Origin of the sequence: Rhizobium sp. TAL182 (genome assembly GCF_002117725.1) — a bacterium.
GTDB classification, from domain to species: domain Bacteria; phylum Pseudomonadota; class Alphaproteobacteria; order Rhizobiales; family Rhizobiaceae; genus Rhizobium; species Rhizobium esperanzae.
On sequence record NZ_CP021028.1, the window covers coordinates 53,714 to 72,407 of the forward strand.

The 18,694-nt window shown below is 62.0% G+C and carries 17 protein-coding genes; 12 read left to right on the plus strand and 5 right to left on the minus strand.

Annotation, left to right across the window (positions count from 1 at the left end):
- Window positions 1–3 precede the first annotated feature (3 nt).
- From Tal182_RS26860 to Tal182_RS26870, 3 genes are all read right to left on the minus strand, one after another.
- Window positions 4–1,911, minus strand: coding sequence for an ABC transporter substrate-binding protein (locus Tal182_RS26860; RefSeq protein ID WP_085861438.1), 1,908 nt, complete (start codon window positions 1,909–1,911; stop codon window positions 4–6).
- The gene (locus Tal182_RS26865; protein WP_085861439.1) at window positions 1,911–3,800 is read right to left on the minus strand and encodes an ABC transporter ATP-binding protein; all 1,890 of its coding nucleotides are present in this window, start codon (window positions 3,798–3,800) and stop codon (window positions 1,911–1,913) included. The genes Tal182_RS26860 and Tal182_RS26865 overlap by 1 nt, the downstream gene beginning before the upstream one ends.
- A 155-nt stretch (window positions 3,801–3,955) precedes the next feature.
- Window positions 3,956–5,299 (minus strand): adenylate/guanylate cyclase domain-containing protein, encoded by a 1,344-nt coding sequence (locus Tal182_RS26870; protein WP_064808086.1) that lies wholly within the window; start codon window positions 5,297–5,299, stop codon window positions 3,956–3,958.
- A gap of 462 nt (window positions 5,300–5,761) precedes the next feature.
- Between Tal182_RS26870 and Tal182_RS26875 the strand changes: the two genes are divergently transcribed.
- Complete coding sequence (locus Tal182_RS26875; protein WP_085861440.1) at window positions 5,762–7,099, plus strand: nucleotide sugar dehydrogenase; 1,338 nt, start codon at window positions 5,762–5,764, stop codon at window positions 7,097–7,099.
- Here Tal182_RS26875 and Tal182_RS26880 read toward each other — a convergent pair.
- Window positions 7,089–8,264, minus strand: a complete 1,176-nt coding sequence (locus Tal182_RS26880) for a DUF3095 domain-containing protein (protein WP_085861742.1) — start codon at window positions 8,262–8,264, stop codon at window positions 7,089–7,091. The genes Tal182_RS26875 and Tal182_RS26880 overlap by 11 nt on opposite strands.
- Before the next feature lie 124 nt (window positions 8,265–8,388).
- On the opposite strand from Tal182_RS26880, the gene Tal182_RS26885 reads away from it, so the two are divergent.
- Together Tal182_RS26885 and Tal182_RS26890 are read left to right on the plus strand one after the other, a co-directional pair.
- Window positions 8,389–8,868: a class I SAM-dependent methyltransferase gene (locus tag Tal182_RS26885; protein ID WP_064808092.1), complete on the plus strand. Its 480-nt coding sequence runs from the start codon at window positions 8,389–8,391 to the stop codon at window positions 8,866–8,868.
- A 40-nt stretch (window positions 8,869–8,908) separates the two neighbouring features.
- On the plus strand, window positions 8,909–9,409 hold the full coding sequence (locus Tal182_RS26890; protein WP_064808094.1) for a GFA family protein: 501 nt from the start codon (window positions 8,909–8,911) through the stop codon (window positions 9,407–9,409).
- A gap of 17 nt (window positions 9,410–9,426) precedes the next feature.
- On the opposite strand, the gene Tal182_RS26895 is transcribed toward Tal182_RS26890, so the two are convergent.
- On the minus strand, window positions 9,427–9,882 hold the full coding sequence (locus Tal182_RS26895; RefSeq protein WP_064808096.1) for an Rrf2 family transcriptional regulator: 456 nt from the start codon (window positions 9,880–9,882) through the stop codon (window positions 9,427–9,429).
- Window positions 9,883–10,012: 130 nt separating this feature from the next.
- Here Tal182_RS26895 and Tal182_RS26900 point away from each other — a divergent pair, with 130 nt between their 5' ends.
- The 9 genes from Tal182_RS26900 to Tal182_RS26940 all read left to right on the plus strand — a co-directional run bounded on the left by Tal182_RS26900 (window position 10,013) and on the right by Tal182_RS26940 (window position 18,521).
- Complete coding sequence (locus tag Tal182_RS26900) at window positions 10,013–10,918, plus strand: NAD(P)/FAD-dependent oxidoreductase (protein ID WP_085861441.1); 906 nt, start codon at window positions 10,013–10,015, stop codon at window positions 10,916–10,918.
- 235 nt (window positions 10,919–11,153) lie between these two features.
- A complete protein-coding gene (locus Tal182_RS26905; protein ID WP_085861743.1) occupies window positions 11,154–11,600 on the plus strand; it encodes a DUF805 domain-containing protein in 447 nt (148 codons plus the stop codon).
- 199 nt (window positions 11,601–11,799) lie between these two features.
- Window positions 11,800–12,249: a DUF805 domain-containing protein gene (locus tag Tal182_RS26910; protein ID WP_085861442.1), complete on the plus strand. Its 450-nt coding sequence runs from the start codon at window positions 11,800–11,802 to the stop codon at window positions 12,247–12,249.
- A 3-nt stretch (window positions 12,250–12,252) separates the two neighbouring features.
- Window positions 12,253–13,020, plus strand: coding sequence for a hypothetical protein (locus Tal182_RS26915; RefSeq protein ID WP_085861443.1), 768 nt, complete (start codon window positions 12,253–12,255; stop codon window positions 13,018–13,020).
- Entirely contained in the window at window positions 13,013–14,287 is a 1,275-nt protein-coding gene (locus Tal182_RS26920; RefSeq protein WP_085861444.1) for a hypothetical protein, read from the plus strand. The genes Tal182_RS26915 and Tal182_RS26920 overlap by 8 nt, the downstream gene beginning before the upstream one ends.
- Entirely contained in the window at window positions 14,274–15,230 is a 957-nt protein-coding gene (locus Tal182_RS26925; RefSeq protein WP_064808107.1) for a MoxR family ATPase, read from the plus strand. Before Tal182_RS26920 ends, Tal182_RS26925 begins: the two co-directional genes overlap by 14 nt.
- Window positions 15,230–16,549 (plus strand): DUF58 domain-containing protein, encoded by a 1,320-nt coding sequence (locus Tal182_RS26930; RefSeq protein WP_085861445.1) that lies wholly within the window; start codon window positions 15,230–15,232, stop codon window positions 16,547–16,549. Before Tal182_RS26925 ends, Tal182_RS26930 begins: the two co-directional genes overlap by 1 nt.
- A complete protein-coding gene (locus tag Tal182_RS26935; RefSeq protein WP_085861446.1) occupies window positions 16,549–17,625 on the plus strand; it encodes a stage II sporulation protein M in 1,077 nt (358 codons plus the stop codon). The genes Tal182_RS26930 and Tal182_RS26935 overlap by 1 nt, the downstream gene beginning before the upstream one ends.
- The gene (locus Tal182_RS26940; protein WP_085861447.1) at window positions 17,622–18,521 is read left to right on the plus strand and encodes an RDD family protein; all 900 of its coding nucleotides are present in this window, start codon (window positions 17,622–17,624) and stop codon (window positions 18,519–18,521) included. The genes Tal182_RS26935 and Tal182_RS26940 overlap by 4 nt, the downstream gene beginning before the upstream one ends.
- Window positions 18,522–18,694: the final 173 nt, after the last annotated feature.

An 18,694-nucleotide genomic window follows, 5' to 3' on the forward strand; every position in this document is an offset into this window, starting at 1 on the left:
GCCTCAGGCCTCCTTGTACCAGAAAACATCCGGCATATAGACGCCGAGATAGGAGGTGGGATCGAAGCCGTAGAGCGCTTTCTCCGGCAGGTTCTGCAGCTTGGCGGCGCGCAGGATCGGCTGCAGCGTGCTGTTGATGAGGCCGATCGAGAAGACCTGCTGCGTATAGAGCGACAGCATTCGGTGCCAGATCGCCTGACGCTCCTCGAACTTCGCCGTCGAGCCCCACTGGCCGAGCAGATCGACCAGTTCGGCCGCTTCCGGCAGGTCGGGAGCGACACCTTCCTGGCCGGCGGAGAGATAATGCATGCCCCAGAGCGGCCACTGCAGCTGATCGTCGAGCGTCGGCGCAAGACCGGACGGCGACATGTCGGCCGTCGGCACGCCATTGTCGAGGCCGTACCAGATCGACATCATGATCGTGCCGCTCATGGCGCGGTTGCGGAAGACGTCGCGCTGCGAGGTGCGGGTATAAAGCGCAAGGCCGATATCGGCCCAGTGATCGTGCACCAGTTCCAGTACGTCGGTATCGAGATTGCTCTCGCCGGCGGTCTCGACGGTGATCTCGGCGCGCCGCCCGTCCGGCAGCAGCCTTATGCCGTCGTCGCCGCGCCTGGTCAGGCCGAGCTCGTCGAGCAGGCGATTGGCCTCGTCGGGATCGAATTTGACGAAGGCGTCGGCATATTCCTGCTTGAAGAGCGGGCTGTCGGGCAGCACGGTATCGGCGCTCGGCGTGCCCAAGCCATAGAAGGCGACCATGTTGATCTCGTGCCGATTGATCGCCAGCGACAGCGCCCGGCGCAGCCGCACGTCACGGAACAGGCCGCGCCACACCTCGTCGGCGCAGTTGAGATTCGGCAACAGTGTGATGCGCGATCCGCGTGCGACCTTCCAGAGATTGACCTTCACCGGAAAGCGCTTCTCCGCCTCTTTCAGGAAGGTGTAGTCGTTGAAATCGATGCCGGTCGCCTGCAGGTCGGCCTCGCCCGCACCCGCCTTGGCGGCGATGATCGACGAGGAAGAGACGTTGAGGACGAAACGGTCGAGATAGGGAAGCTGCCTGCCGGTTTCGTCGACGCGATGGAAGAACGGGTTACGCTCGAAGACGAACTGCTCGGCCGGCAATGCGGTGGTATTGTGCCAGGGATCCAGTGTCGGCAGGTTCGGATTCTCGGGACGGTAGGAGCGCGCCATCTTGATGTGCAGGTCCTGCCATTTCTTGGCGCGGTTGGCCTGCATCATCTGTTCCATCTTCGCCTGGTCGGGCTGATACTTCTTGTGGAACTGCTTGAGGTAGTGCGCCGGCCCGACGATAACGAGCGGTATGGGTCCTGCCAGGGCCGGCAGGAACATCGGGTTGGGTTTTTCCCAGGTGTAACGTACGGTCAGCGGATCGAGCATCTCGAAGCGCGGCAGGCTGCCGTGCGGACGAAGCTCGAGCGCACCGCCGCCGGGTGTCAGCTTGTCGTTGAGGATGACGTCTTCCCACCAGTAGTGGAAATCATCGGCCGTGAACGGCGCCCCGTCCGACCATTTATGGCCCTCGCGCAGCGTGAAGGTGAAGACCGTGTCGTCCTCGGAGCGGAAATCGGCGAGAATGTCAGGCTGGAACTGAAGGTGCTTGTCGTAGCCGATCAGGCGGGCATAGCCGTAGATCGTCATGAAGCGGATGTCGCGCTGGCTGCCGATGATGGTGCGCACCGTGCCGCCATAGGCGCCGGGTTCGAGCCCCATCTCCTTCAGGTTGACGATGCGCGGACGGGCGGGAATGCGCTCGGCCATGCCAGGCAGGCTGCCTGCGGCCAGCCGCTCCTTGAGGAATTCCGGTTCGCCGGCCGACTCGGCTCGCAGCACCGCCGGCGCGATCGCCGCACCGACGAGGCCGCCCAGAAAGGTGCGACGCGTCACCATCAGCGCAACTCCTTGGCCGTAGCGCCCTTGCGGGCGCGCACCAAATGGCCGTCGCCGAGATCGGCATAGGCAAGCTCGGAAGCATCGTCATGTTCGGCGGTGAAGGTCACGCCCCAATTCTGCTTGTCGGCGGCGCCGTTTTCCCGGAGCGCCTTGAAATCGAGCGGCCGATCGAGATCGGGGAAGGGAACGGCGGCGAGCAGCGATTTCGTATAGGGGTGCACCGGATCGCGCAGGATGATCTCGCGCGGCGCGATCTCGACGATGCGGCCCTTGCACATGACGGCGATGCGGTCGGCCATGTAATCGACGACGGCGAGGTTGTGCGAGATGAAGAGATAGGTCAGCCCCAGCTCCTTCTGCAGATCCTTGAGCAGGTTGAGGATCTGTGCCTGCACCGAGACGTCGAGGGCCGAGACCGGCTCGTCGAGGATGACGAGTTTCGGGCCGAGCGCCAGCGCGCGGGCAATGCCGATGCGCTGGCGCTGGCCGCCGGAAAAGCTGTGCGGGTAACGGCTGAGGTAGCGCTTGTCGAGGCCGATCGCTCCCATCAGCCCCTCGACCTTGCGCTTGCGCTCATCACTGTCGCCGCGATCGTGGATCTCCAGCGGTTCGCTGAGGATGTTGCGCACCGTCATGCGCGGCGACAGCGAGGAGACCGGATCCTGGAACACCATCTGGATCTTGGTGCGCATGTCCTGCAGCTCGTCGCCCTTGACGGCAAGCACGTCGATGACCTCCTTGCCGTCGTTGAACACGACCGCGCCGCTGTCGGGTGTGATGGCGCGCATCAGGATCTTGCTGAGCGTCGTCTTGCCGCAGCCGGATTCGCCGACCAGGCCGAGACATTCGCCGCGGCGGATGTCGAAGCTGACATCGTCGACGGCGCGCAGGACGGTGGCCTCATACTTGCCCAGGAGACTGCGCTTGCGCGTCTTGTAGGTCTTCGAGAGATTGGTGACCGACAGCAGCGTGCCCGGCGCCTCCGCCTGCAGCAGCTTCTTCTTGCCGACGAGAGTCTCGAGATTGACCGGCACGTCGCGCAGCGCCTTCAGCCGCTCGCCGGGTTTCATGTCGAAATGCGGAACGGCGGCCATCAGGGCCTTGAGATAGGGATGCTGCGGGTTTCGGAAGATCGCCTCGACCGGCCCGGCTTCCATGATTTCGCCGTGATAGATGACGACCACCTCGTCGGCCATGTTGGCGACGATGCCGAGATCGTGGGTGATGAGCAGCATCGCCATGCCGAGCTTGGCCTGAAGATCGCGCAGCAACTCCAGGATCTGCGCCTGGATCGTTACGTCGAGCGCCGTCGTCGGCTCGTCGGCGATCAGCAGCGCCGGCTTGCATATCAACGCCATGGCAATCATGGCGCGCTGGCGCATGCCGCCCGACAACTCGAACGGATACATGTCGTAGGTGCGGTGCGGATTGGAGAAGCCGACGAGGCCGAGCATTTCCTCAGTCTTTTGACGCGCCTCCTGCTTGTCGGTCTCGGTATGGATCAGCAGCACCTCGCTGATCTGGTTGCCGACAGTGTGCAGCGGCGAGAGCGAGGTCATCGGCTCCTGGAAGATCGTCGCCATGCGCTTGCCGCGCAGATCGCGCATCTCCTCGCTGTCGCGCGAGAGCGACAGGATATCGGTCGTGCTGCCGTCGAGCGGGTCGGTGAATAGGATGCTGCCCGAGGCCCTGGCGGGGTTGGGCAGAATGCCCATGATCGCCTGGCTGATCACCGATTTGCCCGAGCCGGATTCACCGACGAGAGCGGTGACCTTGCCCGGGAGGATACGAAGATTGGCTTCCTTTACGACGCGCAGCCGGTCGCCGAAAACGGAGAAAGAGACATCGAGGTTCTCAATACGCAACAAATCGGCAGCGGACGCCATACCAATGAAATTCCCCAGTCTTCTATGTTCCCGTTAGGGCACACTATCGTACCGCAAACGGGGTGTCTAGCTGATGACAATCAAGGGGATATTGCCGCCTTTCGCCGTGGTGGTGCGGACGAAACACGCAATTTTATCGGTGCCGACCTGGCGTTTTACTGGATGAACTTCTCCATGCTGGTGCGCTTGACCTGTTTCTTCGCATCCCGGTGCAGCAGAATGACCTGCTCGGCTTCGGAAAGTCCGTTCTGCACGGCCTCGCGGAAATGTTCGTCGACATGGATCTCCGGGGCCGGGGCGCGTGGCTGGAGCACCGTCACCTTCTGGCGGATGCCGCGCAGCTTCTCCTCTCCGAGGGTCGTCCATTCGCCACCGCAATAACCGGCGAAGGCCTGGCTGGCGACGACCTCGCGGCCGTATTTCTTGGTCAGGATTTGCAGACGCTGCACCTCGTTGACCGCCGATCCGAAGGCGGAGAAGGTCAGCCGGTCCTTGAGGCCGACATTGCCGAACATGACGTTGCCGACATGCAGGCCGATGCCGTAACCGATCCTGGCCAGACCCTTTTCCTCGCGGTCGCGGTTGAGTTCGGCCACCCGCGCCTGTGCCTGATAGACGGCCGAAAGTGCAGCCTCGCAGGCGATTTTGGACGGATCCTTGTGACGCCCGCAGGGATAGACGGCGAGGAAGCCGTCGCCGAGGAAGCTCAGAATCTCGCCGCCATTGCGGTTGAAGGGGGCGGCGATCGCGTCGAAGAACTGGTTGAGCGTATCGATATAGGCCTGGCGCCCTTCCTTTTCGGCATACATGGTGGATTCGCGCATGTCGCCCATGACGAGGGCCGCACGGATCGTTTCGCCATCGCCGCGGCGGATCTGGCCGTTCAACACCCGCTTGCCGGCGTCGCCGCCGAGATAGGTGGTCAGCATGTTGTTGGCGAGCTTGCCGAGCACCGCCATCTTGGCGGCGACTGCCAGATGGTTCTGCATCCGGAGCAGCGCGTCGATCATGTCGTCGGTAAAACCGTCATGGTGATCGGTCGACCAGGAGCCCATCATGCCCTGCACCGAATCGTCGCCGAAGGGCTGCACGAAGGCGAGATAATCGGTCATCCTGTCCTTGCGCAGGTCCTCGAAAATCGGGAATTCGGCCGGCCCTTCCTGCATCAGCCGCCGGCGGATGTGCTGCAGGTTGTTGTCGAGCAGGTAATAATAAGGGCTCTGCAGGAAGCGGTCCGGCTTCTGCCCGGCCGGCATGCGGAAACCCTCGATGGTGACGCCGCTGGCGCGCCGCCAGGTGAAGCTCAGCGCATCGTAGAGCGGATGCAGCATCGAAAAGGTCAGGTGCACGCGCGCAATCGGCAGGCCGGCGGAAGCAAGCCTTTCGCAGAAGCCGCGCACGATGTTTTCAAGGTCGTCGCCTGCCAGCGAGGAATGCGTCAGCCATTCGGCGACCCGGTCCAACAGGATGGAGGACACGCTGGATTCGATCGTGCTCATTCGCGGTATGATCCTCATAAGGCAAGCCATCCCTAAGAGCCAAAAGTCCCTCGGCCGACGCATTTTCATGCGCAGGTCACAAGAAAATCAGGATGTACGAGCGGTAATATTTGTCAACGATCCGCCGAAAGCCCGGCAGCAGCGCCCCTGAGTTCCCCGAGCGGGGACCGGACGGGAAGTCCTTTCTCGATGGTTCAATATCAAACTCAGATAGGGATGCTGCAGATGCGAAACAATGGGAGGCGGACGCTTTTGTGCGCCGAAGTTGCAGCAAAGGCCGCCGCCGGGGCATTTTCGCCACACCCGGCTAAAGGGATTCATCTGGCCTAAGAGATTGGTGAGGCCGGCCCCTCATTGGCTCCAACCAGACGGCATTGCCGCCGGGGAAGAAGCCCCGGGTTTAATTCCCCGCCATCATGCATTAGATCAGCTTCCTGAATTCGCCAATTGAAAGAGCCCACCTTGGCCACCTCCACCTTCGACACGCTTTTGCAGAAGATCGAAACCCGCGCGGCGCGTGCCGGCATCATCGGGCTCGGTTATGTCGGCCTGCCGCTGGCGATTGCGGTCGCGCGCAGCGGTTTTGCGGTCACCGGCTTCGACATCGATCCCTCAAAGATGGTGGCGCTCGAGGCCCGCCGTTCCTATATCGACGCCGTCAGCAACGAGGCGCTCGCCGCCGAGATCGAGGCGGGGCGGTTCCGGGCGACCACGGATTTCGCAGGCCTTGGCGAGTGCGACGTGATCATCATCTGCGTGCCGACGCCGCTCACCAAACATCGTGACCCCGACCTTTCCTTCGTCGAGGCGACCTCGCGCTCGATCGCAGAACATCTGCGCTCCGGCCAGCTCGTCGCGCTGGAATCGACCACCTATCCCGGCACCACAGACGATATCGTCAAGGTCATCCTCGAAGGCTCCGGCCTGAAATCCGGCGCCGATTTCTTTGTCGGCTTCTCGCCGGAACGCGAGGATCCCGGCAACCAGCATTATCACACCGCGACCATCCCGAAGGTCGTCGCCGGCGACGGGCCCGAGGCCTTGGCTCTGATGAAGACCTTCTACGGCGCTGCCGTTTCGACCGTCGTTCCTGTCTCCTCGAATGCGACGGCCGAGGCCGTCAAGCTCACCGAAAACATCTTCCGCTCGGTCAACATCGCCCTCGTCAACGAGCTGAAGACCGTCTACGCGGCGATGGGCATCGACGTCTGGGAAGTGATCGACGCGGCCAAGACCAAGCCGTTCGGCTATATGCCCTTCTATCCCGGCCCCGGCCTCGGGGGCCATTGCATCCCGATCGATCCCTTCTACCTCACCTGGAAATCGCGCGAATACGAGTTGCCGACCCGCTTCATCGAGCTTGCCGGCGAGATCAATTCGGCGATGCCGCGTTATGTCGTCGGCAAACTGGCCGAAGCGCTCGACATGCGCGCCGGCAAGGCGCTGAGCCGCAGCCGGGTGCTGGTGCTGGGGCTCGCCTATAAGAAGAACGTTGCCGATATAAGAGAGAGCCCGTCGCTGCGGCTGATCGAGATCATCGAGGAGCGAGGCGGGCGGGCCGATTACCACGATCCCTTCGTCGCCGAGATCCCGCCGACGCGCGAACACCAGGCCCTGAAGGGCCGCAAGTCGGTGACGCTGACTCCGGAGGCGGTGGCCGGCTACGATGCTGTGCTGGTCGCGACCGACCATGACAGGATCGATTATACGATGCTCGCCAAAACTGCGGCGCTGATCGTCGATACGCGCAACGTCTTCGACCGCCTCGGCCTCTCGGCCTCTCACGTCATCAAGGCGTGACGGAAACGGCCGAAAGCGATTTGCCCGTCATCCGGCTGGCGGCGACGGCATAACCGCCTGATGCGCCATCGATGAAATGCATGTGGTCGCGCGAGATCGGCGTCGGCACGAAGCAGGTCATCAGCGCCGAGGACTGGCGATGCAGGCCGTAGCGGGCAATGCCTCTCGCCCGCGCTTCTTCCAGCAGCGTCTCGATCCGTTTCAAGCGGGCGGCGTCGACGTCGACCGTCATCTTCAGTCCGTCGTCGAACTTGCGGAAATCGGAATTGCCGGCGACGTCGCCCTTATAGCGGCGGGCATCAAAGCGTCCGAGCGGAACGCCGAGCTTGTAGCAGACAACGACGATGGCGAGCTGCAGCAAGATGAAGAGCTTCTGCCACAGACGCCGGCCGGCCGGCGCAATCGCCTTGGCCTCGCGATTGATACCCTTCAGTGAAAAGGCGAATTTCGGGCCGTCGGCCGGCACCGGATGGCTGCCGCGGTTCTGCTCGGCGGTGATGGCGACGATGCCGTTGACGAGATCGCGGAATTCTTCGCCCGGCCGGCCTTCGCCGGGCACGGCGATGATCGAGACGATCTCGCCGTTCTCGGCCTCGATCGGGCTCCAGCGGCAGGAAAGGCCGGTGAGATCCGGCCGCGTGCCCAGAGCGGCGCGCTCGATGCCGTAGCGGCCGAGCTTCATCTGTCGTTCCGCCCAGCTCGTGCCGCCGCCCCAGAACATCGCATAGGTGACGTGCGGGCTTGCGGAATAGCGCGCGACACGGACGTCGAGGCCCTCGGCGCGGGTATCGGCGACCGGCACGATGGCGATGCGCAGCATCAGGCCGAGATCCTCCTCGACCCAGACCTGCACGGCGGCGAGCGCATCGCGCGCCGCCTTCTCCAGCGAACCCGGAAGCGCGATCAGCGCGCCGTCGCCACCGAAGACGAAGGGATAGTCGCCCTTGCCGACGGCATTCAGCACCGCCGAAATGACGCTGGCGCCGGCCATATTGACGTCCTTGTAGCGGCCGCCGGCAATCGCCTGTGTCGAGCCGACGATATCGGCAAGCGCCAGCACCCATCCCTCCGGCAGCGGCCGGTAATTGTCGGCATCGGTCACGCCCTCGAAGGCGCTGAAGAGCGGCACGTTCGCAAAGAATTCTTCGTCGGTCTCAGTTGTCATGTCATCGACCTTAGCACAGACACATATCGCTGCTGCAACGCCAATTCCCATTTACGGCAATCGACTTGGCAAGGTTTCATGTGTTAGCACGCGCTCACGATTTTCATCACGGATACGGATTTCGATGAGCCGCCTCGACAGCTTCATTCGCCGGTTGACGGCCCAACGCGACATTCTGAACGCAATCGCCGATTTGGTCGAGGACATCGAAGGTCCGGTGCTGGAGTTCGGCCTCGGCAACGGCCGCACCTATGATCATCTGCGCGAAAAATTCCCCGACCGCCGCATCATCGCTTTTGACTGGGAGGTCCGCTCCTATTCGGCCTCGACCCCAGAGCCGCAAGATATGGTGACCGGCAACATCCGCGACTCCGGCCAAGCCTTCCTCGGCATCGGCGCAGCCCTTGCCCATGCCGATATCGGCACCGGCCATGACGAGATTGACGCCGTGACGCTGACCTGGCTGCCGCAGCTGATGGCCGGCGTGCTCGCTCCGAACGGGATCGCGGTCAGCGGTCTGCCGCTGGAGCATCCGGAGCTCACCGCACTGCCGCTGCCGGAAGGGATCAAGGAAGGACGGTATTTTCTGTATCGGCGGGTGTGAGGGGAGAGTAAGCCCCACCCGCCTCTTGAAGGAGGAGAAAATGAAACGCATCGAGACGGAAGTGAGTGGCGGCTGCCAGTGCGGTGCCGTGCGCTACCACGCCACCGCCATGTTCGACAACTCGCATCTCTGCCATTGCCGCATGTGCCAGAAGGCCTCGGGCAACATCTTTGCCGCGCTCGTCGCCGCGCCCGACGATGCGCTCAGCTGGACACGCGGCAAGCCGAGTGTCTGGAAGAGCTCGGAGCTTGTCGAGCGCGGCTTCTGCGCCAATTGCGGCACGCCATTGTTCTTCCACCACCTGGAAAACGGTCGCACCAACCTGATGATCGGTTCGCTGGACAATCCTCATCCCTTCGCGCCGCTTGCCAATACCTGCACCGAGAACATGGTGGCATGGTTCGAGACGATCACGGACATAGAAAATACCGGTGCAACCGAAACCAACGGCGCCGACTGGGCCGCGGCGATCAGGGCGAGCAACAACCAGCACCCCGATCGCGATACCGCCTCGTGGACGGTGAGGGGGCGTGACGGCTGAGTCCTAGGAGCGTCCGCTCACGAGGCACAGGAATAAGCCGCAGCTGAGCGCGCCGTCAGTTTTGCTTCGAATTCAGCCGCAATTTCCTCCAGCGTCACGCTGCCTAGCCGCCTCAAAAGCAGCGCCTCCGCCTCCTTCATCGCATCGGCCAGCGCGTTATTCACCGCCTGTTCGACCAGACATTTGGGCTGATCGTCGGCGGGGCCGATGGCAAAGACGTGCGGTTCGCCAAGCGCGTTGTAGACGTCGAGCAGGGTGATCTCTGACAAAGGCCGCACCAGCGTCCAGCCGCCGCCGTGGCCCTTTTCCGAACGCACATAGCCCTGTTGGCGAAGCCCCGCCATGGTGCGGCGGACGACGACGGGATTGGTGTTCAGCATCTTTGCAATCATTTCGGAGGTCGCCGCATCCTGATGCCGATCCATGTGGATCAGCACGTGCAGCATGCGGGAAAGGCGGCTGTCGTTGCGCATGGTTCTATCCTGTCGACCGAGCGCGCCATTATCGCAGCCAGTTTGTAACAAGACAAGTGACATGAGTCTTGACTGCTCCGTTTCATGTAACTTATGATGATTCATGAGCCAATATCGAAGGAGTCAGCGCATGTCCTACGAAGTCATCGTCATCGGCGGCAATTTTGCCGGCCTGTCGGCAGCCATGCAGCTCACCCGCGCGCGGCGGCGGGTTCTGCTCGTCGACGCGGGCGCGCCGCGAAACCGATTTTCGCAGGCTTCGCACGGTTTTCTCGGACAGGACGGTCAAGCGCCGGCGGCGATCATGGGTGAGGGGAAGAGGCAGCTTTCGCTTTATCCGAACATAACGCTGCGCGACGCCAAAGTTATCCGCGCCCAGAAGGAGGGCGAGGAATTCGTCGTCACCGTCGAAGGCGGCGGTGAAGAACGCGCTGCCCGCCTCATTCTCGCAACCGGCGTCAGCGACACGCTGCCCGACATCCCCGGCCTTGGCGACCGCTGGGGCCGGTCGGTGCTGCACTGCCCCTATTGCCACGGCTATGAGGTAAGCGGCGGCGAACTCGGTGTCCTTGCAAACCATCCGCATTCGGCCCATGCCGCCATGATGATCCCGGACTGGGGCGCGACCACCTTCTTCACCCAGGCACTGTTCGAGCCCGATGAAGAGCAGCTGGCACGGCTGACTGCCCGTGGGGTACGCATCGAGCGCAGCCCGATCGTGGAGCTGTTGGGCGATAGCCCGAAACTCCAGGCGGTGCGTCTCGCCGATGGCCGTATCGTTCCGCTCGACGCCATATTCGTCGCGCCGAAGACGGCGATGGCGAGCCCCATCGCCGAACAGCTCGGCTGCGCCTTCGACGACGGTGCCTTCGGGCCGGTCATCCGCGCCGGCGAAAACAAGGAGACCAGCGTCAAGGGCGTCTTCGCCGCCGGCGATGCCGCAAGCTCCATGCACAGCGGCACGCTCGCCTCCGCCTCGGGTGTCCTCGCTGGCGTGCACTGCCATCAGTCGCTTATCGTGCAGCCCGCGGCTTAACGCAGGCGCAGTCAGCAATACCGGTCGAGTTCACACCAGTGGGTTAGAGACCCGAGGCCCAGCTGCGCGGGATCACTGGGTGGTAAAAGTACAAGCGCAGTTTCTAAGGCTGCGCCAACCCGGTCATATTGCAATTTTTGCGTTTAAATCGTAGTCACTTTGCGGCGGAATGATCTTCGTTCAGACGCTGGCGAGACATCAACAGATTTGCGGCAAGCAAGAATGGGGCGTTAAAGTGGGGTTTGCTGAGGCTGCCGGAATGGCGCTGGTGCAGAAATATGCAACTTTCTCCGGCAGGGCCTCGCGCTCGGAATATTGGTGGTTTGCCTTATTCTATTTTCTAGTGCTGTTCGCAATCGGGCTCGCTTGTCTTGTGACAGCCAGCTTTTCCGATCTTCGAGACGGCGTTCCACCCCCAGTCGCCCTTCTCTTATTCATCGGCGGATTGATTTGGCTCGCAATGTTTTTGCCACAGGTGGCCGTTCAGGTTCGTCGCTTTCATGATCGCAACATTTCCGGCTGGTGGTATCTCGCACTGTTTGTCTGTGGTTTCGTTCCCTACGTTGGTTTCATTGCGGGTATCGCAGTCCTCGTGATCAGTGTGCTTCCCGGCACCGAGGGGCCCAACAGGTTCGGACCTGATCCGTTGCGCCCCGAGGCGCGAGCTGAGGTCTTTGCCTAGCGCGTGGCCACCCGCACTCCGGCCTGCCCTCAGCTCTGCTGCTGCCTACGGCTCAGTTTTCCGCCTGCATAACGCCCTTCAAGAAATGGGCTTATTGCAATTTCTGCGTTTGAATTGTAGCTGTTTTCATAGAAGTGACTATTGTGGCAAGGCGATGTAAGGTTCGCTGTGCTGCAGTAAGCAGGATTGAGGGGTTAATATGGGGTTTACTGAAGCTGTTCGAACAGTTCTAACGAAGAAATATGCAACTTTCTCTGGAAGGGCCTCCCGCTCGGAGTATTGGTGGTTTCAGCTATTCTATATGCTTATAGCGATCATACTTGTAATTCTGGCCGCCTTGAGCGGCGCTTTTTCCGTTAATCAGAATGAATCTTCGCCGGTGATCTTTATTTTCGGGGCCATCGGCGGATTGTTGGGGCTTGCATTGGCTTTGCCGATCCTCTCCCTTCAGGTTCGCCGCTTTCATGATTGCAACATGTCCGGTTGGTGGTACCTCGCAATTATTATTTTGGCGGGCACTGTTCCCTTTATCGGTCGGGCTACGGGCATCGCAGTTGCGGTTCTTTCCGCGAGGAAGGGCACGGAAGGTCCAAACAAGTTCGGGCCGGATCCGCTGCGTCCCGAAGCGCGAGCAGAGGTCTTTGCCTAGAGCATGACCATCCGCAACGCCGGCCTGCTGGCGGCCCTTTTCCTCGCCGCCTCGGTTTCATTTCCGCCCGTCTGGGCGCAGGACAGCGGCAGCCAGCCCGCCGATAGTCATCAGCCGATCAGCGCCGTCGGTACGGAATATGCCTCGCAGTGCCTGCTGAATGACCTGCGCTGCACGCTCGTCTACGGCGATGCGTCCGATCAGGCCAAAGCGGCGTCGGGTACGACGTCGTCTCAAGACAAGCCGCCGCTGCGACGCGCGCCGTCATCTTTCTCGCGGGAGCCGGTGATCAGCGGCGGCCCTCTGGCCATTGCCGTCGTGCTCGTCGGCTTGGCAGCGGCAATCGGCTTGTGGATGCGTTTCGGAAACGGCGGCGTCCTGCTGTCGTCTGCTCCGAGCGACATCAAGCAGCGCCAGGAGGCGCCGGAAAGTTGGCGGACCGGCGCCGACGAGGTTGAGGAAAAGCCAAGCGATTTCCTGCAGCGGATTGCGGCCATGGCCGATCGAAGGCAGGCGCTTGTCCTGCTGCTCAGGCATTGTCTGCTCCACGCCGCCGACATCACGGATACGCGGCTTTCCCGCGCCGATACGGAACGTGCCGTCTTTGCCCGCTTGCCGAAAACCATGCCCGGCCGCGAGCGGCTTGCCAGCTTCCTGACGGCGGTGGAACTCGTTCATTACGGTGGCCGCACCGTTGCGGAGAACCATTTCGGGGTTCTTCTTGCGACCGGGCGCGATCTGCTTGCAGCAGTCAGAGTGGCCCATGCGTAAATCCGCCCCCGTTTTAATCCTGGGGCTGGTGCTCGCGCTGGCTGCACTGGCGGTCTTTGCGGTGTCGCGGGGCAGCGATTACGACCGTTCGCCTCTTGGCAACAAGGGGCTGGAATTGTGGCTGCAGACCAAGGGTATCCCGGTCGTCCGTTCCGACCCTCATCTTGTCCAGGCGCGTTCCAAAATCTCGCTGCGCATCGTTCACCTGTCGATACGCCAAGGCGAGGCTGTCACACCTCGGTCACACGATGAAACGGAAGATCTGGACCCGGAAAACCCCGTTGTGGAGGCAGACCGATACGCCCTGCCGACGCTGATCGTTTTGCCGAAATGGCGCGGCAGCGTATCGACGGAAGGTGTTGCCGGCAAATCGGGGCTGATTGATCTCGCCGATATCAGCAATGAACTCGACAAGATCGGCTACTCGGATTTTGGCTTCGCCCGCAGTGAGACAAGTTTTGAGGAAGCGCAGCCGCAGCTGCAACCGGGCCAGCCGATCAAGATTGCCCTCTATCGGGCGCAAACCTTCGAGCGGTCGAGCCTGCCGAGCGGCTGCGGGGAGGTCGTGGGTACGCCATCGGGTGTGCTGCTTCTGCACTGCGCGGCCGATCCCACCGTCTATCTGCTGTCGGATCCCGATCTGCTGAATAACCACGGACTGGCGTTGGCCGATAACGCCGCCTTTGCCGTCTCACTGGTCCAGTCTCTCCGCGCCGCCGGCGAGTCGCGGCCAATCTATCTGGATACATCGGGCGAACCTCTCGATAGCAAGGCAACGGTCGACGAGGGGCAATCCTATGAGCGCTCCACCACCGATCTGAAGCGCTTTTTCGCCTATCCCTTATCGGCCATCTGGGGAACCGTGCTGGTTGTGGCGGCGATCTGCTTCTGGCGCGGCGCCTATCGCTTCGGGCCGCCTTTGCGTGGGGTCTCCGGAAATATCGAATTGTCCAAGACCGCCGCGATCGAAGCCACGGCGCGGCTCTTGCGGCTTTCGGGCAATGACGGCCGGATGACGGGACAGTTCGTGCTGCATCTGCTCGCCGATAAGGCGCAATTGCTCTTCGGCTCCGGCGCCGGCAATCAGGCAGGCATCGCACGATTGTTCCAACGCCTGGCGCGTCAAGACAAGGCAGCCGCACAGGCCTTGCACGCCGCAGCCGAGGCGCTGATCGAACGCGGACATATCATGACGCGCTCGGATCTGCATCGCAATCTCGAGACATTCAGAAAATTGCTAGGGAGCTTTGAGTTTGGATCTAGGTGAGTTTCGCGATCTTATCGCTACGGTTCGTGGGGAAATAGGCAAGGTGGTGCAAGGACAGGACGCGATCATCGATCTCGTTCTGATTTCGATTTTTGCCGGCGGGCACTGCCTTGTCGAAGGGCCGCCCGGCACGGCCAAAACCCTGCTGGCCCGCTCGGTTTCCGCGGCCATGGCGCTGGATTATCGCCGTATCCAGTTCACGCCCGACCTGATGCCGGGTGATGTGCTCGGCGTCAATCTCTTCAACTTCCAGACCAATCAATTCCACCTGACCAAGGGACCCGTCTTTACCGACATCCTTCTGGCCGACGAGATCAATCGCGCTCCGCCGAAGACGCAATCCGCCCTGCTGCAGGCGATGAACGAGCGGATGGTGACGATCGATGGGACCGATTATTTGCTGGGGTCGGATTTCTTTGTGCTTGCCACGCAGAATCCGATCGAGCAGCAGGGCACCTATCCCTTGCCCGAAGCACAGCTCGACCGCTTCCTGTTCAAGCTCGTCGTCGATTTCCCCGACCGCAACACCGAAATCGCCATCCTTTCCAAACACGCCAGGCAGGCGCTGAAATCGGATATGCGCAATGCCGGCATCCGTCCGCTTGTCACCAGCGCAGCGCTTGCCGAGGGGCGGGCGCTGATCGACGCCATCCATCTGGATGAGACGACCCTGACCTATGTCGTCGATCTGGTGCGCGCCACGCGCTCCGATCCCGATATTCTCTACGGCGCATCCACGCGCGCTGCCGACGCCCTTGCCTCGGCGGTCAGAGTGCGGGCGGCCTTCGAAGGCCGGGATTACGGCTTGCCGGACGATATCCAGGCGTTGCTGGTGCCCGCGCTTCGCCATCGCATCGTTCTTTCGCCTTCGGCCGAAATCGATGGCCGTACCCCCGACGAGGTGCTGCGCAGCATCATGAACCGCGTGGATGCGCCTCGTTAATGCGGCCATCCCGTTACCTGATCGCGCTCGTTCTGATTTTGGCCGCGGTGACGGTCTTCGTCAGCGTTTGGTGGCGCGATATGGGTTATCCGCTGCTGATGCTGTGGGTCGCGCTTGCGGCATTGACGGCAGGCGATCTGGCGATGTCGGCCTCATCGGGCCGGATGACGGTGGAATTCGATCTGCCGCTGCAAGGTTTTGTCGGTCACACCGCTGTATTTGCGGTGGCGATCCGGCCGCAGAAGGACGCGGTGCCCGACAATGTCGAGATTCGGATCGATTGTGCTCCCGAGCTTGCCGTCGGCGAAGGCAGATTGGCGCGTGCTGCGTCCGTCGCCGGAGAAAGCCATGTCAGAGCCACTGTGAATCTTCGTCTGACGCGACGGGGGCGGTATGCGATCCATGTGCTGTGGCTGAAATGGCCATCGCGGCTGAGGCTGCTGGACATTATCGCGCAGATGCCGGTGGAAAAGGAGATCGCCGTCCTGCCTGACATATCGCCGGTCCTGTCGGGAGCGATAAGGACCCAGATCCTGCCGCTGGAAGGCGGCCAGAAGGATTTGCGGCTGCGCGGCGAAGGATCGGAATTCCATCAGCTGCGCGAGTTTGCCAGCGGCATGGACCCCCGCAGCATCGACTGGAAGCGATCCGCCCGGATGCGCAATCTCGTCGTGCGCGAGATGCGGGCCGAACGAAACCATCAGATCATCCTGTGCATCGATTCCGGGCGGCTGATGGCCGAGCAGCTCGGCGGTTTCACCAAGCTGGACCGCGCCATCAACGCCGCCTTGGCGATGTGCTGGGGGGCCGGGCTCGCCGGCGATCTCGTGGGCTTCTACAGCTTCGATAGCCGCCCGCGGCTGTTCGTGCCTGCCTTGCCCGGAAGAGCGGCCTTTCCGCGGCTTCAGACGAAATGCGCCGAGCTACGATATGAGACCCAGGAGAGCAATCATACGCTCGGACTGACGCATTTGTCGGGACGGCTGAAGCGACGTTCGTTGGTCGTGATATTCTCCGATTTCGTCGACAGCATCACGGCGGAGCTGATGATCGAGAACATCCAGGTCCTCGCCCGGCATCATTTCATCGTCTATGTCGCCTTGCGCGATCCGATGCTCGCAAAGCTGACGGAACCGGAGGAAATCAGCTTGGACGCGGTCGCCCGCTCCGTGGCAGCGCGTCAGATCGTTCAGGAGAGGCGCACTGTCATGGAAAAGCTGGCGCGTCTCGGCGTCCTCTGCCTCGACAGCACGCCGGAGGCGCTGACTTCGGATCTCATTGCGCGCTACATCGAAATCAAATCCCGCGAGATGATATGATGGATCTTGGGATCGACAGCAGGACAGAGACGGGCGCGTCGGTAAACGTCGGCGCCATCCAGACCGATTTGCTGCGCTCGGCGCGCTTTCGCATGGAGCGCGAGGCGCACTGGCGCCAGCTGGACGAGCTCGTGACGCGGGCGGAGAAGGGTGGCGCAGCGACGCTCGGTTATGACGATGTCCGCAACCTCGCCGCCGGGTACAGGCAGGCGATGAACTCGCTGAGCGTCGCGCGTGACATTTCCCTCGATCGCGCCCTCGTCGCCTATCTGGAGAGCCTCTGCGCCCGAGCCTATCTGGTCGTCTATGCGCCGCAGGAAAGTCTCGGGGGGCTGATTACCCGCCTGCTGGTCCAGGGCATTCCTCAGGCGGTGCGCCGATCGGCATTGCCCCTGTTCATCGGCTTCCTGGCTCTCATCCTCGGGGCGGCCGCCGGATACAGGCTCTTCACCCACGACCCGAGCTGGTTCTATACCTTCGTGCCGCCCGACATGGCCGATCAGCGCACCCCGGCAGCATCGGTCGATTTTCTCCGCTCGACGCTTTACGGCGATGAACGGCATGCGAGCGACAGGCTCGCGGCGTTTTCCGCATTTCTCTTTTCCCACAACACCACCATCGTCGTCTTCATTTTTGCGCTCGGCGTTTTCATGTCGGTGCCGAGCTTCATCCTGACCTTTTACAATGGCCTGACGCTGGGCGCGTTTTTTGCGATGTTTTCTCGCAAGGGGCTGGGCTACGACATCTTCGCCTGGCTCTCGATTCACGGGGTGACCGAGCTTGCAGCAATCGCCATTGCCTGTGCGGGCGGTGCAAGGCTCGGCCTTGCCGTTCTCATTCCGGGTATGCGAACGCGCAGGGAGGCCCTGCGCCACCAGGCGCATGATGCCGTCAAACTCGCGATCCTCGCGGCTCTGATGCTTATCGTGGCAGCCTTCATCGAAGGGGTTCTTCGCCAGACGATCCAGGAGCCGATATGGCGCCTCGGCATCGGCTGGGGTATGGGTGTCTTCTGGGTGAGCTGGCTGCTGTTCAGCGGACGCGAAAGCAAGATTTCGCGGGGGCCGAAGCGATGAATCGGCCAGTGACGGACGGCAGGCGCACCGAACAGTTCATCCCGCCCGAAGGAGTGCCGATCAATTTCGCGATCGCCTCGCTGGCGAGCCGCTTCGGCGCGCAATTCCTCGACATCCTCTTTACGGCGCTCATCATCTTCATTTGCGCGGCCGTTATCATCTTCACGGGGTTTCTGCCGGTGAGCGCCGATCTGATGCTCGCCGCCTTGCTCGGCTTTCTCTTGCGCACCCCTTATTACATCCTGTCCGAGCTCATCTGGAACGGCCGCACGCTCGGGAAAAGAATTACCGGTATCCGCGTCGTCAACATGGACGGGCGGCGGCTCACCCCGCACCAGGTGACCGCACGCAACCTCATGAAGGAGGTCGAGATCTTCGGCCCGATGGGCCTACTGGCGCGCATGGAAACCCAGGGAGCTTGGGAGAACGGCCTGGCGGGCCTCTGGCTTCTGGTGGTGGTGGTCGTTCCGTTGGCAAACCGACGCCGGCAACGGCTCGGCGATATCATTGCCGGCACGCTGGTCGTCGACACGCCGCGCTCCGTGCTGCTCGCGGACCTTGCTTTGTCCGCACCCGCAGCCGCCTCGTCGCAGCCGGCCTTCGATTTCCAGCCGGAACATCTCGATGTCTACGGCAAATATGAGCTGCAGACGCTGGAGGACGTGCTCCGCGACTCGATCAAGGCATCAGACCATAAAGAGATCATACAGATCGTGCGAACCATTACTCGAAAGATCCGGTATGAAGACATTGTGAGGCCGGGCCAGGAGCTCCCGTTCCTCAATGACTTCTACCGCGCTCAGCGCGAGCATCTGGAGAGCTTAAAGCTTTTTGGAACGCTGCGGGAGAACAAGTATCATGAGCATACGCGGACGGAGGCGAAGAAACTCGTTTGAGGGTCTACCGATCGAAACGTGAAAGAGTCGTGGTTTTGAGCTGCAGCCAATTGACCGCGGAAATTCACGGACGCCGACGCCGGAATACGCCGCCCCGAAATGAAAGGCGTGCCCTGATGCCCCCCTCATCCGACCCTGCGGGCCACCTTCTGCCCGCTGGGGAGAAGAAGGGA